Genomic DNA, 15635 nt, shown 5'->3' with positions numbered 1-15635 from the left:
GCCCCCGCCTCCGCTTCCGCCCTTGTCTCCGCCCCCGTTCTTGCGCCCGTCGCGCGCCCCCGGGTCGGCGGCGCGCAGCTCACGCGTCGGGCGGTCCTGCCCGGTGCGAAGCTGGCGGGTCGGGCGGTCCTCGTACAGGTCCTCGTTCCAGCCCCGGTCCGCGGCCGAGGGTGCGCCGGAGCGCGGGCCGCGCCCGGGGGTGTTGTCACGCCGCACAGGACCTCCCCGTTGTGTTCGGGCGCTGCCGCCGGACGGGCGCGGTCACTTCGCGCACACGTTCTTGTCGTTCGCGTTGACCTTCTGCACGCCCTTCGGTGCCTTCGGTGAGTCGATGGGTTCGCCCGCCGCGGTGAAGTCCTTGCCCAGCGTCAGCTTCATCGCGCCGTCCGCACCGCCGCCGTCCGGGGACTTCTTGAGGGCGGAGGGCGGCAGTCCCATCATGTCGGCCAGCCGGGCCGCCTGGCCCGCCTGGGACGGCGCGAAGTCGAGCCGGGTCTTCGCCAGCGGCCGCGGCGCGTTGCCGCCGGCGACCGCCATGCCCGCGCCCTCGCCCTGTAGCCACGCCGCCGTCTCCTTCGCCGCTCCCGCGAGGCCGCCGCCGTTCCAGATCTGCGCCCGCACCTCGGAGACGGGCGCCTTCTTCGCCCGCGCCTTCTTCGCCTTCTCCTTCTTCTGCTGCTTCTTCACGTTGGTCATGGACCTGTCCTCCCTGACCATCTTGAAGAGCGGCGCGGCCTTGGCCTCGTCGAGGACGACGGTGGCCTTGTCGTTCGGGTTGTCCAGGACCGGGACGGTCGCGAAGGTGATGTTCTTCGTGTTCACCTTGCTCAGATCCCGTGCCAGGTCGGTCAGCTTCTTGACGCTTCCGATGCCGGTGTCGACCGTGAGCGCCTTGGTCGCCGCGTCCCCCAGCTTCAGCAGCTTCGGCGGGTTGGTGAGGTTCCCCCCGGACTTCATCTTCCGGATCATCGAGCTGAGGAACTGCTGCTGGAGCTTGATGCGGCTCAGGTCGCTGCCGAAGCCGACCGAGTACCGGGTCCGTACGAACGCCAGTGCGTCCTCGCCCTCCAGGGTGTGCTTCCCGGCCTTGAGCTTGAGGTGCGACTTGGGGTCGTCGATGTCCTTGGCGACGCAGACCGGGACGCCGCCGACCGCGCTGGACAGCTCCTTGACCGCGTTGAAGTCGGCCATCATAAAGTGGTTGATCTTGATGTCCATCATCTTCTCGACGGTGCGCCAGGTGCAGCCGGGGTCCCGCTCCTCCTGGCCCAGGCTGGTGTTGAAACGTACGTTCTGCTCGCCCGGGATCGTCCTGGTGGAGCCGTTCTCCTGCTTGGTGGGGCAGCTCGGGATGTCCGTGACCATGTCGCGCGGGATGGACAGCGCGGTGGCGTTCGAACGGTCCTTCGAGACGTGGAAGAGGAGGGTGGTGTCGGCGTGGCCGACGCTGTCCTTGTCGCCGTAGCCGGTGTTGCCCTTGCCTTTGCGCGCATCGGTGCCGATGACCAGGATGTTCACCGGGCCGTCGGTGGTGGCGGAGTTGTTTATCCCGACGTCGACCTTGTCGATGTTGCCGTTGAGGCGCTGGTAGACGTACCAGGCCCCGGCACACCCCGCCACCAGCAGGAAGCCCATGGTTCCGCCGACCCAGACCAGCGCCTTCCGCTTGCCGGACCGCTTCGGCTTCGCCTTGCGGCGCCCATGGCCGCCGTGCCCCCGGCGCCCCGACGACGCGCGCTGCGCGGGGAGCCGCGCCTCGTGGTCCGGTGCGCCCTCGCGCCCGGCGCGGTCGGCCGGTTCCCCGTAGCTGTCGTAGCCGTCGTGGCTGTCGTAGCCGTCGTGGCGCTCGTGACTCTGGTGGCTGTCGTAGCCCCCGTGGCCCGGGTGGCCGCCGTAGTCCTCGTACCCGCCGCCGGGGTTCCCGTAGGGGTCGTAGCCGGGCCGGCCGCCGTAGCTGTCGTAGCTGTCTTCCGAGGGGGATCGTCTCTGGCGCGGCGCGGTGGGGCGGCGGTTTCCGTACGAATCCTGGGAGCCGTCGGCGCCGGGGTTCAGCCGCAGCACATAGCTGCCGGTGTTCGGGTCGAACACCCACTGATCCGCGGGGTCGACATCTCCCGCGCGCTCACGGCCTTGCGCGTCCACGATTGCGTGAGTCCTCCATTGAACCGGCTACTACTGCCGCTCCGGGGCAGACCGGAGCGCTCACACTATCCGCCAGGTTCGACGCCCAGCGACAACGGTGACAATTTCCACTCCGTCAGAATCGGTCAATTCGCCTCATTCTCAGCTCCGTTCGGTGCACAGATATCGCGGGCTGCCGTGGTGCCACGGTAGGCGGAGTCGGCGTCCGCCTTCCCTTCGCCTTCCGCTTCCTTGCGGGGGCGCTGCCCTGCGTCACCCTTCGCGGACCCGGCGTCAGCGGTGTCCGGCCCTTCGGACGCGAGGTGTACGGGGCGGTCGTTGCGGAGCCTGGTGAACAGCTCGTCGGCCTCCGGTTGCACGAGCTCATCGCGGTTGGCATCCAGTGCGTAGGACTGTCGGGGAACCGTAAGAAAGCGCACCTGGTCTTCCGGGATATCGCGTACGGCACGCACCAGTTCGTAGAGCTCCGGGAGGGAATCCAACCCGGAATCGGCCGTCAGCGCGGACGTGGCCGCGTCAAGAACCGGATAGACCTTTCCGGGGTTCAGCAGCACACCTGTGCTGCGCACTTTCTTTACAAGAGATCCCAGGAACTGCTGCTGCCGGTCGATGCGCCCGGTGTCGCTGCCGTCCCCGATGCCGTGCCGGGCGCGCACGTAGCCCAGGGCGTCCCCGCCGTGCAGCGTCTGCCGCCCGGCCGGGAGGTCCAGCAGCGCCTGCTTGTCGTGCACCGGCTCGGACAGGCACACCTCGACCCCGCCCACCGCGTCCACCAGCTTCTTGAAGCCCCGGAAGTCGACGACCAGATGGTGGTCGACGCGGATGTCCGTCATCTTCTCGACGGTGCGGATGGTGCACGCCGTACCGCCGAACTCGAAGGCCCAGTTGAACTGGGCGAGCCGGGCACGGGTGCGGCCGCCGTCCCGCGCGGTGCACTCCGGGACCCGCGTCATCAGGTCGCGCGGGATGGACACCCCCAGGGCGCTCTTCCGGTCGGCGGCGATGTGCAGCAGGATCGCCGTGTCCGCGCGCTCGCTGCCCTCGTCCCTGCCGTAGGCGCCGTTGCCGTCGCCGCGCGTGTCCGAGCCCAGCAGCAGGATGTTCTGCGCCTTGCCCGCTATCGGGACGGGCCGCTCGTGCTCGTAGCGTGCGAGCTCGTCCGCCGTGTCCTGGTCGGTGCGGATGTTGCCGTTGAGCTTCTGGTAGAGGGACCAGCCCGCACCCGCGGCGCCCAGCACCAGCACCGAGACCGCCAGCGCCGCCCAGCGCAGCCAGCGGCGACGGCGGCGCGGAGCTCCCGGGGCGTCGGGCGGGGCGTCGGACGCGTCGGGCGCGGCGGCGGACTCGGTCTCGGGGGTGGCGGACTCGTGAACGGTGTCCGGTTCGGTCACGGCTGCCACATCCCTCACGTACTTGACGGCGACTAGGCGTACTGGCGTGCGGGTGCGCCGGTCACAGAAACAGACGTCCGAGAGGCGCGCATGGTTGTACGCACTGCCGATCATGTGTCCGGACCGGTGGCCCGGCCACCGTCAGACGGCGGTGTGGGTGATGCGTTCGCTCTCCTTGCGCTTGTCGAGGGACGGCGCGTCCAGCAGCTCCAGCCGGGGCGCGAGCACGGCCGAGCCGCCGGCCGCCAGCGGCGCCAGCAGACCCGCGCTCACCCCCTCCCAGCTGTCGAACGCCAGTGCCGACAGCAATCGCGAGCCCTCCGACAGACCGCGCGCTGCGGCGTCCGCCGTCGCGCGTTCCACGATCCGCGCCCCTGTCAGCTCCGCTGCGCCGGGCAGTGCGAGCGCCGGCGCATCCGGGTCCACGGGGGCGTACGGCACGAACCGGTCGCCCTGGCCCGGCGCAGCGACCGCGTAGTCGGTGAAGCCCTCGGGCGGCTGGGGAAAGCGCGCGCCCAGCGGACGCAGGCTGAGTGCGATCCGCTCGCCCGAGCAGGCCCGCGCTGCCTCCAGCGCGTCCGGGTCCGGGCCGCTGACCGCGATGTCCGCGCCTGCGGGGTCGCCCTGCAGGTCGGCGACGACTCCGGTGGACGCGCAGGCGAGCAGCCAGACCGCCGTCTGCCAGTGCGCGGGCAGCAGCAGCGCCAGCCGGTCGCCGGGCTCGGCGGCCAGCTCGTCCTGGAGCAGATTCGCGGTCTTCGCCACCCAATTGGCGAAGGTGGTGACGGAGAGTTCGACGCGCTCGCCGGTCGCGTCGTCGTAGTACGTCACCAAAGGGCGGGACGGATCGTTGCTCAGTGTCGAGCGCAGCAGGTCGGCGGGGGTGCGATCGGTGGCGTTCATTCGCGCAAGCGTACGCCGGGAGCACAGTGGCGCGGCGTCAGAACCGGGGTGGGGAGGCGGCGGTGAGGGTTCGTGAGTGGCTGTCGTACGGAGTCCTGAATAGACAGGAACATCCCGATATGTCCACGATCGTGGACATGCGTGCACACCTTGCAACCACGGTCGGAGTCGTTGGAGCGGCGGCGCTGCTGCTGCCGCTCATCCCCCTCGCGGACCGCGCGTCCGACGGGTCGTCGGCCGACAGCCCGCCCCCGGACGCGGCGCGTCCGGCCGCCGAAGCCGTCCGGGCGGACGACCCGGTGGCGGGCAGCACCCAGTCGCTGCCGTTCGCCGTCCAGCCCGCCGAGCCGTCCGCCGAGCCGTCAGCCTCGCCGTCCGCCGCGCCGGACGGCGCCAGAGCGGCAGACACGGCGGATACGGCCGACACGGCGGATACGGCAGTGGCGCAGACCGGCGCCGCGGACTCCGCGACCGCGGTCGTCACGGCCCGGACAGTGCGCCCGTACTCCCTGGTGGGCGTCGTCTGGAAGAGCGCGGAGGCCCGGCTGCACGGGCGCGTCCAGGTGCGGACGCGCGCCGTGGACAGCGGGCGCTGGTCGGCCTGGCGGGACCTGGAGGAGCACCCCGGCGACGCGCCCGACGAGGCCGCGGACGGCAACCCGGCGGACGACGGCGGGGCGCAAGACGGCGCAGCGCACGACGGCAGGGCGCACGACGGCCGGGCGCACGACGGCGGGGCGCCCGCCGCGAAGGAGCCCGGCGAGGCGGTACCGGGCGCCCGGATGCGCGGAGCGACGGCACCGCTGTGGGTCGGCCCCTCCGACGGAGTCCAGGCGCGCATCCTCCCGGAGCGGCCTCACGGGGGGGAGAGCCCTGCGGGCCCCGGCGGCTCCGCGGGCCCGGCGCGCTCCGCGGAGCCGCTCCCGGAGGGGCTGCGCCTCGAACTCGTCGATCCGGGCCCCGAGCCCGCCCGCGACGGAGCCGTCCGCGCCCGGCCCGTGGCGGACATGGCCGGACAGCAGGCGCACGGCGCGGCGGCCGGAGGGCCGCTCACTCCGGCGTACGGCGTGCCCCGCGCGGCGCACGCGGCACGCGGCAACACGGCTGCGCGCCCGCGCATCGTGACGCGCAAGGGCTGGGGCGCGGACGAGCGCCTCCGCAAGGGCGGCTATCTCTACACGCGCACGGTCCGGGCGGCGTTCGTCCACCACACAGCCGGCAGCAACGACTACAGCTGTGCGCAGGCACCTTCCATCATCCGGAGCATCTACCGGTACCACGTCCAGAGCAGCAAGTGGCGGGACGTCGGTTACAACTTCCTCGTCGACAAGTGCGGCACCATCTACGAGGGCCGCGCCGGGGGTGTGGCCAAGCCCGTGATGGGCGCCCACACTTACGGTTTCAACGACGACAGCACGGGCATCGCTGTCCTCGGCTCGTTCTCCAGCACACGACCGTCGGCGGCAGCCGTCGAGGCCGTCTCCCGGATCACCGCGTGGAAGCTCGGACTGCACGGTGTCAATCCGCGCGGCACGACGCGGCTGACCTCCGGCGGCGGCAAGTACAAGAAGGGAAGCAGGGTCAAGTTGCACACCGTCTCCGGCCATCGCGACGGATACAACACCGCGTGTCCCGGAGAGCGGCTCTACGGCCAACTGGGCACCGTACGCGCCAAGGCCGCCCGGCTGCAGGGCCGGTGAGCGGCTGAGCCGGAGAGCGGCCGGACCGGCCGTACGCCCGCGGACCCCGGCAGGAAGCAGAGACGATCAGGTGACTGAAGCGATCCTTCTGGTCGGGGGCAAGGGCACCCGGCTGCGTCCACTGACAGTGCACACACCGAAGCCCATGGTCCCGGCCGCCGGTGTGCCCTTCCTCACCCACCAGCTGGCGCGGGCCCGCGCCGCGGGGGTCGACCACGTCGTGATGGCGACCTCCTATCTGGCCGAGGTGTTCGAGCCGTACTTCGGCGACGGCTCCCACCTGGGGCTGCATCTGGAGTACGTCACCGAGGAGGAGCCGCTCGGCACCGGCGGCGCCATCCGCAACGTCGCCGCCCGCCTCCACTCGCGCCCGGACGAGCCGGTCCTGGTCTTCAACGGGGACGTGCTGTCCGGGCTCGACATCCGCGCCCTCGTCGACGCGCACACGGCGGCGTGCGCGGATGTCTCGCTCCACCTCACCCGCGTCACCGACCCCCGCGCCTTCGGGCTCGTGCCCACCGACGGCGGCGGCCGGGTGACGGCGTTCCTGGAGAAGCCGCAGGCCCCCGAGGAGATCGTCACCGACCAGATCAACGCGGGCTGCTACGTCTTCAACCGCTCCGTCATCGACACCATCCCCGCCGGCCGGCCCGTGTCGGTCGAGCGGGAGACGTTCCCCGTGCTGCTGGCCGCCGGGGCGCATCTGCACGGCATGGTCGACTCCACCTACTGGCTCGACCTGGGCACCCCTCAGTCCTTCGTCCGCGGCTCCGCCGACCTCGTCCTGGGCCGCGCCCCCTCCCCGGCCGTGCCCGGCCGGTGCGGTGAGCGCCTCATCCTGGACACCGCCGAGGTCGCCGGGGACGCCAAGCTGACCGGCGGCTCGGTGGCCGGCGCGGGCGTCGCCGTCGGCCCCGGCGCCCGTATCGACGGCAGCGCGCTGCTGGACGGTGCGGTGATCGCGTCCGGCGCCCGCATCCGCGACTCGATGATCGGCACGGGGGCGCGGATCGGCGCCGACACGGTGCTGGACGGCGCGGTGGTCGGGGACGGCGCGGTGGTCGGCGACGGCAACGAACTGCGCGGCGGCATCCGGGTGTGGTGCCACGCCCGGATCCCGGCGGGCGCGGTCCGCTTCTCGTCCGACACCTGACGCCCCGAAGGGGCCGAAGGGACCCGCAGGGGCACCGGACCTGCCCCTGCGCGGCTGCGCGGCTGCGCGGCGGGACGCGGCGCGTGCGTCCGGGAAGCGACCCCCTACCCTTGCGCCGTGTCCCTCTCCCGCACCTGGACCCCGCCGGGTCCGTACGACCTCCGCCGCAGCCTGCGCGTGCTCCAGCGCGGTCCGTACGACCCGACGTACCGGACGGAGGGCACCACGGTCTGGCGGGGCACCCGCACCCCGGACGGCCCGGCGGCGCTCCGGCTGGTCCAGCGGCCGGATCCGCGGGGCAGCGGCGGCGGGACCGTATGCGCGGACGCGTGGGGACCCGGCGCGTGCTGGGTGGTTGAGCGCCTCCCCGCGCTGCTGGGCGCCGACGACGACCCGGCCGCGTTCGTCCCGCACCATCCGCTGACCCGCGAGGCGCACCGCCGCCACCCCGGTCTGCGGCTGATCCGCACGGAGCGGGTCCTGGAGGCGCTGATCCCCTCGGTCCTGGAGCAGAAGATCACCACCGAGGAGGCGTACCGCTCCTGGCGGCGCCTCGTACGCCGGTACGGGGAGCGCGCCCCGGGCCCGCATCCCGACCTGTGGGTGATGCCGTCGGCGCGGGCCTGGACCCGCGTCCCGTCCTGGGAGTGGCACCGCGCCGGTGTCGACCAGAAGCGGTCGGCGGCCGTCGTCCGCGCGGCCCAGCGCGCGAGCCGTATGGAGGAGGCCGCCCATATGGCGCTGGACGCCGCGCTCGCCCGTCTCCAGGCGATCCCCGGCATCGGCCCGTGGACGGCGGCCGAGACCCTGCAGCGCAGCAACGGCCACCCGGACGCCGTCACGGTCGGCGACCTCCACCTGCCCCGTATCGTCGGCCACTCCCTCACCGGAGCGCGGGACACGGACGACGCGGAGATGCTGGCGCTGCTCGCGCCGTACGCGGGGCAGCGGCACCGCGCCGCGCGGCTCATCGTGCTCGCGGGGCGGGGGCCTGCCCGCCGCCGGCCGAAGCGGCCCGTCGGGAACATCGCCCCGCTCTGACGACCCGTGCGCGCCGCAGGGCGCGGGTCGGGTGCTGCCGCCCGCTCGGTCAGCGGGTGATCGTGAACGCGTCGGCGTCCCGCGCCGGCCGCTCCCTCGGGGGTGCCGCCGCGCGCCCCACGGCCACCGCTCCCATGGGGTCCCAGTCGCCCGGCAGCTCCAGCACATCCCGTACGACGTCCCGGCAGAACATCGTCGAGGACACCCACGCGGAGCCCAGTTGCTCACCGGCGAGCGCGACGAGGAAGTTCTGGATGCCCGCGCCGACCGCGACGACGAACATCTCCCGCTCGGCCCCGGCCCGCCGCGCGTCCGGGTAGGGGTGTGCCCCGTCGGCGACGAGGCACGGCACGACGAGATACGGCGCGTTCCGCAGCACGTCGCCGCGCCGCACCCGCCTGGCGATGCTCTGCTCGCTCTTGCCGTCCCGCCGCAGGTCGGCGATCCACTGCTCGCGCATCGCGTCGAGCAGCCGCAGCCGCGACTCCTCGCTCTGCAGCAGCACGAACCGCCAGGGCGTGGTGTGGTGCGGGGCCGGAGCGGTCACGGCGGCGGCGACGGCCCGGTGTACCGCGGCCGGGTCCACCGGGTCGTCGGTGAACTCCCGTACGGTTCTGCGCTGTGCGACCGCCTCGCGCACGGCCTCCGAGGTGCCCAGCCGGAACATGTCCTTCGACGGGTCCCGGACCAGCTCCCGCGCGGACGCCGCCCCCGGGCCGTCCGCCGTGTCCGCAGCGTCCGCCGGGCCCGTCACATGCTGGCGGAGCCCGCGGACGACCGCGACCGGGAACCCGCCCGCCTTGCCCTTGACCAGCTCGCCGGCCGCCGCCAGCTCGTCGCCGACGGCCGTGACCGTCACGCCGAGCTCGTTGCCGTGGGCGTCCGCGCTGCCGCGCAGGTCGTCCAGGACGCGGACGCCGTCGGCGCCGATGGCGACGTCCGTCTGGCCCTCGCGCCAGGGCCGTCCGAACGTGTCGGTGACCACGACCCCGACGTGGACGCCCAGCGCCTCCGCGAGGCCCTCGCGGATCCGGCGCGCCGACGCGTCGGGGTCCTCCGGCAGCAACAGGACCGTGCCCGCGGGGGTGTTCGAGGCGTCGACCCCGGCCGCCGCCATCACGAAGCCGTGCCGGGACTCCACGATCCGGGTGGACCCGCGCCGGGCGACCACCCGCACGCTCTCCGCGTCGACGGCCGCCTCGCGGTCCTCGGCCCGCACGATCCGTCCCTCGGCCTTGCTGACCACCTTCGAGGTGACGACCAGGACGTCGCCGTCGGCCGGCGGCCGCGCGTGCGGCGCGCTCGCGGCGGCGGCGATGAGCTTGACCAGGTCGTCGCCCGGCCGGACCTCCGGGATGCCGGGCAGCGCCCAGACCTCGTACGAGGGCACCGCTGTCATGCCCGTACCTCCTCGGCGAGCAGCAGGGACTGCCGTGCCATCTCGGCGGTGGCCTCGGTGCCGTTCATCATCAGCGGTACGGCCCGGCAGCGGATGCCCGCCTCCTGAACGGACGGCACGGAGTCCTCGTCCACCGTGTCCACGAGCCAGCCGTCGAGCAGCCCGGAGCCGTAGTGCCGGGCGACGGCGGCGGCCGTCGTCTCCACGCCGACGGCGGACAGCACCTTGTCGGCCATCCCGCGCACCGGGGCCCCGCCGACGACGGGGGAGAGGCCGACGACCGGCACCCCGGCGTCCGCGATGGCCTCCCGGATGCCGGGGACGGCGAGGATGGTGCCGATGCTCACCACGGGGTTGGACGGCGGGAAGAGCACGACGTCGGCGTCCGCGATGGCCTCCAGCACGCCGGGCGCCGGCTTGGCGGCGTCCGCGCCGACCGGCACGACGGCGTGCGCGTCGACGGAGGCCCGCAGCCGCACCCAGTACTCCTGGAAGTGCACGGCCCTGCGGCTCTCGGCGCCCTCGCCGGGCGCGGACTCGCCGAGGTCCGCGGTGTCGATGAGCACATGGGTCTCGACGCGGTCGTCGGTCATCGGCAGCAGCCGCACCCCCGGCTGCCAGCGGGTGCACAGCGCCTCGGTGACGGCGCTGAGCGGGTAGCCCGCTGCGATCATCTGGGTGCGGACGATGTGGGTCGCGAAGTCGCGGTCGCCGAGCCCGAACCATCCGGGGCCGACGCCGTAGGCCGCCAGCTCCTCCTTCACCACGAAGGTCTCGTCGGCCCGGCCCCAGCCCTGCCCCTCGTGGATGCCGCCGCCGAGCGTGTACATCAGGGTGTCGAGGTCGGGGCAGATCTTCAGCCCGAACAGATGGATGTCGTCGCCGGTGTTGCCGATGACGGTGATCTCCGCGTCCGGCGCGGCGGACTTGAGCCCCCGCAGGAAGCGGGCGCCGCCGATGCCCCCGGCCAGAACCACAATGCGCTGCATGGCCACAGTCTTGCAGCCACGGGCGCGGCCCCGTCACGTGGCCAGCGCTTCGGCCCCGGTTTCGCGCCCGGTTGTGAAGGGGACCGAGCAGTGCATGGGCATTTCGGTCAGACCCGGGAAGTACACATGCACACTCACGGCCGGTGTCAGACCGTCGTTGACCACTTCGTGCACGTACCCCGGCGCGAACACCTGAGTGGTGCCCGCCCGGAGCGTGCGCCGGGCGCCTCGGGCGCGTTCGGTCAGCTCTCCCTCCAGCACGGCGAAGACGCCGGAGGACGGGCCGTGGTCGTGGGTGCCGCTGCCCTGTCCGGGCAGCCAGCTCAGCAGCCAGACCTCGTAGCCGGGCCCGGTGCGCAGCCGGTGGTACCAGCGGACCGTGGGGTCGAAGCGCACGAGCGGCGCCCAGCGGGCGCGGTCGGCGGCGAGCGTACGGACGAGCCCGGCGAAGCCCGCGACGGTCGAGGGGTGGTCGGCGGGCGCGGGCAGGAGGTGCGGGACGGCGAGCGGGTCGCCGGCGATTTCAACGTCGCTGTTCACGTGCGGAGCGCTTTCGGGGAGAAGAGGGTGCGGGTCGCGGTGGTCGGCTCAGCAGCAGCGACAGCGACAGCGCTCCATGCCGTCCATGACGTCTGAGGCGGCGGACAGCAGCCCGCGGCGGGGCGTGCGGTTCTCAGAGGTCACTGGCATGGGATCCAGGGGAACGGTGCGCGTGGGCCACTGTCAACCGGATGTCCGGTTTGTCGGCAATCTTTCATCACATCCGGTTGCCGGTGGCGAGGAAAGGTTTGTGCGCCCGCGGAGCGGAGAAAGGGGCGGCCAAGCCGTGCGCGGGCGCCGTTGTACTTCTGTGATCCGGCCGTTATACGGGCCGGGTGGCCGCCACGGAGAGCTGTCATAGTTTGTAGTGATTTGAACACTTACCGCGAACCTTTGGTTCCGCCGAGTGAATAACGGGTTCAATAGCAGATCTCGGCTTGACTGGCCCGGATCGGCGCACTTGTAATTTCACCCGTGTCGTTCAGCAGGGTCCGATAACGGCGGCATCACGGGGACGTAAAGACTTCACGAGGGGCGCGCACATGACCGAGCTGTTCCAACAACTGCTGGTCGAAGAGGCGGACGAAGAGCTCGGCTGGCAGGAGCGCGCGCTGTGCGCGCAGACCGACCCGGAGTCGTTCTTCCCCGAGAAGGGCGGATCCACGCGCGAGGCGAAAAAGGTCTGCCTCGCCTGCGAAGTCCGCTCGGAGTGCCTCGAATACGCCCTCGCGAACGACGAACGCTTCGGTATCTGGGGCGGCCTGTCCGAACGTGAACGCCGCCGCCTGAAGAAAGCCGCCGTGTGACCTGACCGCCGTCCGGCCCGCGGCCCGGCCCCCGCCGGACCGGCCGCGGCCAGAAGCACACGGGCACCGGCCGGCCCGCCGCGAGCCGCTAATGTGGGGCCGTCCTGCGGCGCACCCCCTCCCCGGACTCCCCGGGCACGTGCGCCCATCGCTCCGATTCAGCGTCCCCCGGGGGCTTGCGTGCACAGCCATACGGCCCACTACGAGTCGGCCACAGCGGGGCCGGCCGCCACCGCTCCCGCGCCGTTCGCACCCGCCACACCCCCCGAGTTCCCGCGGCACGTGGTCACCGCCGTGCTCGTCGCCCACGACGGCGCGCGCTGGCTGCCCGAGACCCTCGCCGGGCTGCTCGGCCAGGACCGCCCCGTGCAGAACGTCGTCGCCGCCGACACCGACAGCGCCGACGACTCCGCGCGGCTGCTCGCCGAGTCCCTGGACGCCGCGCGCGTCCTCCACCTGGCGCGCCGCACGGGCTTCGGCGCGGCCGTCGACGAGGCCGTCAGGACCGCCCCCGTCCTCACCCCCGAGGACCTGCCGTACCTCAAGCGTCCCAGCGGCTGGGACCCCGTCGGCCGCACCTGGCACGACGAGGCGTACGACGTGCCGGAACTGCCCTACGGCGAACCCGTCCAGTGGCTCTGGCTGCTGCACGACGACTGCGCCCCGGAGGCCGACGCGCTCACCCAGCTGCTGCACGCCGTCGACGCGGACCCCTCGGTCGGCGTCGCAGGACCCAAGCTCCGCAGCTGGTACGACCGCAGGCAGCTGCTGGAGGCGGGCGTCTCCATCGCCAACAGCGGACGTCGCTGGACCGGCGTCGAACGGCGCGAACAGGACCAGGGGCAGCACGACCAGACGCGGCCCGTGCTGTCCGTGTCCTCCGCCGGCATGCTCATCCGGCGTGACGTCTTCGAGCAGCTGGGCGGCTTCGACCGGCGGCTGCCGCTGATGCGGGACGACGTCGACCTGTGCTGGCGCGCCCAGGCCGCGGGCCACCGGGTGCTCGCCGTCCCGGACGCGGTGCTGCGGCACGCGGAGGCCGCCTCCCGTGAGCGCCGCCCCATCGACTGCGTGGGCCGCGCCCGCGGCGGCGCCAGCCCGCACCGCGTCGACAAGGCCGGCGCCGTCTACACCCTGCTGGCCAACGCGCCCGGGGCGAAGCTCCCCTGGGTGCTGCTGCGGCTGGTCCTCGGCACCGTGCTGCGCACCCTCGCCTACCTCGTCGGCAAGGCGCCGGGGCAGGCACTGGACGAGATCACCGGCCTGACCGGCACCCTGCTGCGCGGCGGTCAGATCGCCGCCGCGCGCAAGCGGCGCGGCAGGCCCGTCGTCGCCCACGGCGACCTGCGCCCGCTCTTCCCGCCGCCGGGCGCCACCCTGCGCGCGACCGCCGAACAGGTCGCCGGCAGCCTCGGCGGGCGCTCCGAGCCCGAACCCTCCTCCGGAGGGCGGCACGGGGCCGTCGAGTCGGGGCCGGGCGACGAGGACGCGGACTTCCTGGAGGTCGACCAGTTCGCACGGCTGCGGCGGATCGGCCGCAGGCCCGCGCCCGTGCTGTTCGCCGTGCTGCTGGTGGCCTCCCTCGTCGCCTGCCGCGCCCTGTTCGGCGGCGGCGCCCTGGCGGGCGGCGCGCTGCTGCCCGTACCGGACGGCGTGTCCGGCCTGTGGGCCCGCTTCTGGGACAGCTGGCACCCGGTGGGCACCGGCGGCACCGAGTCGGCACCGCCCTACCTCGCGGTCGTCGCCACACTGGCCACCCTGCTGCTGGGCAGCACGGGCCTGGCGCTCACCCTGCTGCTGGTCTGCTCCGTGCCGCTGGCCGGACTCTCCGCCTACTTCGCCTCCCGGCCCCTGGTGGAGTCCCGCCTGGTGCGCGCCTGGGGGAGCGTCGCGTACGCCTTCCTGCCCGCCGCCACGGGCGCACTCGCGGGCGGCCGCGTCGGCACCGCCGTCCTCGCCGTGGTGCTGCCGCTGCTCGCCCGCGCCGCCGTCGCGTCCGGCGGTCTGCGCACCCGGCCGACCTGGCGCGCCGCGTGGGCGTACGGGCTGCTGCTGACGCTCACCACGGCGTTCACCCCCGTCGTGTGGCCGATCGCGCTGCTGCTCACCGTGGCCGCGCTCGCCCTGTGCCGCCGTACCGGGCAGTCGCCGGGCGCGGCGGCGGTGCGCGCGGTGATCGCGCTGGCGACGCCCATGGTGCTGCTGGCGCCGTGGTCGATGACACTGCTCACCAGCCCGAAGGACTTCCTCAGGGAGGCCGGGCTGCCCTACGGCGCCTCCGCGGCCTCCACGACCGACCTGCTCGCCCTCTCACCCGGCGGCCCGGGGACGTTCGGCGGGCCGCTGCTCGCCGGAGTGCTCCTCGCCGCGCTCGCCGCGCTGCTGCGCGCCGACCGCCGGCTCGCCGTCGGCGCGGCCTGGGCGGCGGCGCTGGCGGGACTGCTGTTCGCCGGGCTGTCCAACGGCCCCGCCTGGGCCGGGCCCGGCACCCTCGTCTACGGCCTCGCGCTGCTGAGCGCCGCCGCCGTCGGTGCCGACGGCGCCAAGGAGCGGGTGGCAGCGCAGAGCTTCGGCTGGCGGCAGCCGGTGGCCGCGCTCGTCGCCGCCGCCGCTGTCGCCGGGCCCCTCGTGCTGGCCGCCGGCTGGATGGCGGGCGGTGCGGACGGCCCGCTCTCCCGGCGCGACCCCGTCCAGGTGCCCGCGTTCGTCGCGGAGGAGTCCGGCACCGAGGACCAGGCGCGCACCCTGGTGCTCGCCGGGGAGGGCGACAGGGACGGGAGCGGCGGCACGGCCGTCTCCGGCGTCTCCTACACCCTGGTGCGCGGTTCGGGCGCCCGGATGGGCGACGCCGACCTGGCGGCCGCCGGCACGGCCGACAAGCGGCTCGGCGCAGTGGTGGCCCATCTGGTGGCCGGTTCCGGCGCCGACCAGACGCACCAGCTGGGCGGCTACGCGGTGCGCTACGTCCTGGTGCGGGACGGCGCGCCGCGCCGGATGAGCCGCGTCCTGGACGCGACACCGGGCCTGACCCGGCTCAGCCAGGCAGACGGCAGCGCCCTGTGGCGCGTGGACCGCCAGGTGTCCCGGGTGTCGATCGTCCCGGGCGGCGCGCAGGGCGGCGCAGCGGGCGACTCGGGGGGCGACGCCGGCGGGGCCGTCACCGCGCCTGTCGCCGTTGCCGCCGGGCCGGTCGAGGCGCACACCAAGGTGCCGGCGGGCCCGTCCGGACGGCTGCTCCGCGTCGCCGACGCGGCCGACGGCGGCTGGCAGGCCACGCTGGACGGCGCCCCCCTCAAGCGCGTCACCGTCGACGGCTGGGCGCAGGGCTTCGAACTGCCCGCCAAGGGCGGCCGGCTGGACCTCACCTACGACACCCCGCTCACCCACACCGCCTGGAAGTGGGCCCAGGGGCTGCTGGCCCTGGTCGTCCTCGTCCTCGCCCTCCCCGGCCGCCGCTCCGACGTCGACGACGACCTGCCGGACGCCCCCGAGGGCGAGCCGGAGCCGCCCACGGGCGACGGCCGCAGGGCGCGCCGGCTGCGCGCCGCCGCTGCCGAGGCCCCCCAGGGGC

The 15635-nt window shown here is 73.9% G+C and carries 11 protein-coding genes and 1 pseudogene; 5 read left to right on the top strand and 7 right to left on the bottom strand.

Annotated features, from left to right (window positions below):
• From G5C65_RS15795 to G5C65_RS15780, 4 genes and pseudogenes are all read right to left on the bottom strand, one after another.
• Positions 1-216: pseudogene (locus tag G5C65_RS15795) on the bottom strand (LCP family protein); the annotation flags it as partial.
• 45 nt (positions 217-261) lie between these two features.
• Positions 262-2142 carry an LCP family glycopolymer transferase gene (locus G5C65_RS15790; RefSeq protein ID WP_165299473.1) on the bottom strand — a complete coding sequence of 627 codons (1881 nt, stop codon included), beginning with the start codon at positions 2140-2142 and terminating at the stop codon, positions 262-264.
• 125 nt (positions 2143-2267) lie between these two features.
• Entirely contained in the window at positions 2268-3533 is a 1266-nt protein-coding gene (locus G5C65_RS15785) for an LCP family protein (RefSeq protein ID WP_420903319.1), read from the bottom strand.
• Positions 3534-3674: 141 nt separating this feature from the next.
• On the bottom strand, positions 3675-4436 hold the full coding sequence (locus G5C65_RS15780; RefSeq protein ID WP_165299471.1) for a TIGR03089 family protein: 762 nt from the start codon (positions 4434-4436) through the stop codon (positions 3675-3677).
• 137 nt (positions 4437-4573) lie between these two features.
• On the opposite strand from G5C65_RS15780, the gene G5C65_RS15775 reads away from it, so the two are divergent.
• The 3 genes from G5C65_RS15775 (at position 4574) to G5C65_RS15765 (ending at position 8330) form a co-directional block, all read left to right on the top strand.
• Positions 4574-6136 (top strand): N-acetylmuramoyl-L-alanine amidase, encoded by a 1563-nt coding sequence (locus G5C65_RS15775; RefSeq protein ID WP_165299470.1) that lies wholly within the window; start codon positions 4574-4576, stop codon positions 6134-6136.
• Positions 6137-6206: 70 nt separating this feature from the next.
• Complete coding sequence (gene manB / locus G5C65_RS15770) at positions 6207-7289, top strand: mannose-1-phosphate guanylyltransferase (protein WP_165299469.1); 1083 nt, start codon at positions 6207-6209, stop codon at positions 7287-7289.
• A 117-nt stretch (positions 7290-7406) separates the two neighbouring features.
• A complete protein-coding gene (locus G5C65_RS15765; protein ID WP_165299468.1) occupies positions 7407-8330 on the top strand; it encodes a DNA-3-methyladenine glycosylase 2 family protein in 924 nt (307 codons plus the stop codon).
• A 49-nt stretch (positions 8331-8379) separates the two neighbouring features.
• Here G5C65_RS15765 and G5C65_RS15760 read toward each other — a convergent pair whose 3' ends face one another.
• Genes G5C65_RS15760 through G5C65_RS15750 form a run of 3 tightly spaced genes read right to left on the bottom strand, consistent with a single transcriptional unit; the run spans position 8380 to position 11258 of the window.
• Positions 8380-9729, bottom strand: coding sequence for a coenzyme F420-0:L-glutamate ligase (locus G5C65_RS15760; RefSeq protein WP_165299467.1), 1350 nt, complete (start codon positions 9727-9729; stop codon positions 8380-8382).
• Complete coding sequence (cofD, locus tag G5C65_RS15755) at positions 9726-10718, bottom strand: 2-phospho-L-lactate transferase (RefSeq protein ID WP_165299466.1); 993 nt, start codon at positions 10716-10718, stop codon at positions 9726-9728. The genes G5C65_RS15760 and cofD overlap by 4 nt, the downstream gene beginning before the upstream one ends.
• Positions 10719-10751: 33 nt before the next feature.
• Positions 10752-11258, bottom strand: coding sequence for a cupin domain-containing protein (locus tag G5C65_RS15750; protein WP_165299465.1), 507 nt, complete (start codon positions 11256-11258; stop codon positions 10752-10754).
• A 542-nt stretch (positions 11259-11800) separates the two neighbouring features.
• Between G5C65_RS15750 and G5C65_RS15745 the strand changes: the two genes are divergently transcribed.
• Positions 11801-12064, top strand: a complete 264-nt coding sequence (locus tag G5C65_RS15745; protein ID WP_004952403.1) for a WhiB family transcriptional regulator — start codon at positions 11801-11803, stop codon at positions 12062-12064.
• Positions 12065-12244: 180 nt separating this feature from the next.
• A partial coding sequence (locus G5C65_RS15740) for a glycosyltransferase (protein ID WP_165299464.1) occupies positions 12245-15635 on the top strand: 3391 nt, incomplete at its 3' end.

Source organism: Streptomyces boncukensis, from assembly GCF_011045075.1.
Classification (GTDB): domain Bacteria; phylum Actinomycetota; class Actinomycetes; order Streptomycetales; family Streptomycetaceae; genus Streptomyces; species Streptomyces boncukensis.
The sequence above is the reverse complement of the archived record's forward strand: the minus strand, read 5'-3'. Positions and strand labels throughout refer to the sequence as shown.

Coding starts and splice junctions, on each gene's coding strand:
- G5C65_RS15780 (WP_165299471.1), bottom strand. CDS start 4,436: ATGAACGCCACCGATCGCACCCCCGCCGACCTGCTGCGCTCGACACTG.
- G5C65_RS15775 (WP_165299470.1), top strand. CDS start 4,574: ATGCGTGCACACCTTGCAACCACGGTCGGAGTCGTTGGAGCGGCGGCG.
- G5C65_RS15760 (WP_165299467.1), bottom strand. CDS start 9,729: ATGACAGCGGTGCCCTCGTACGAGGTCTGGGCGCTGCCCGGCATCCCG.
- cofD (WP_165299466.1), bottom strand. CDS start 10,718: ATGCAGCGCATTGTGGTTCTGGCCGGGGGCATCGGCGGCGCCCGCTTC.
- G5C65_RS15745 (WP_004952403.1), top strand. CDS start 11,801: ATGACCGAGCTGTTCCAACAACTGCTGGTCGAAGAGGCGGACGAAGAG.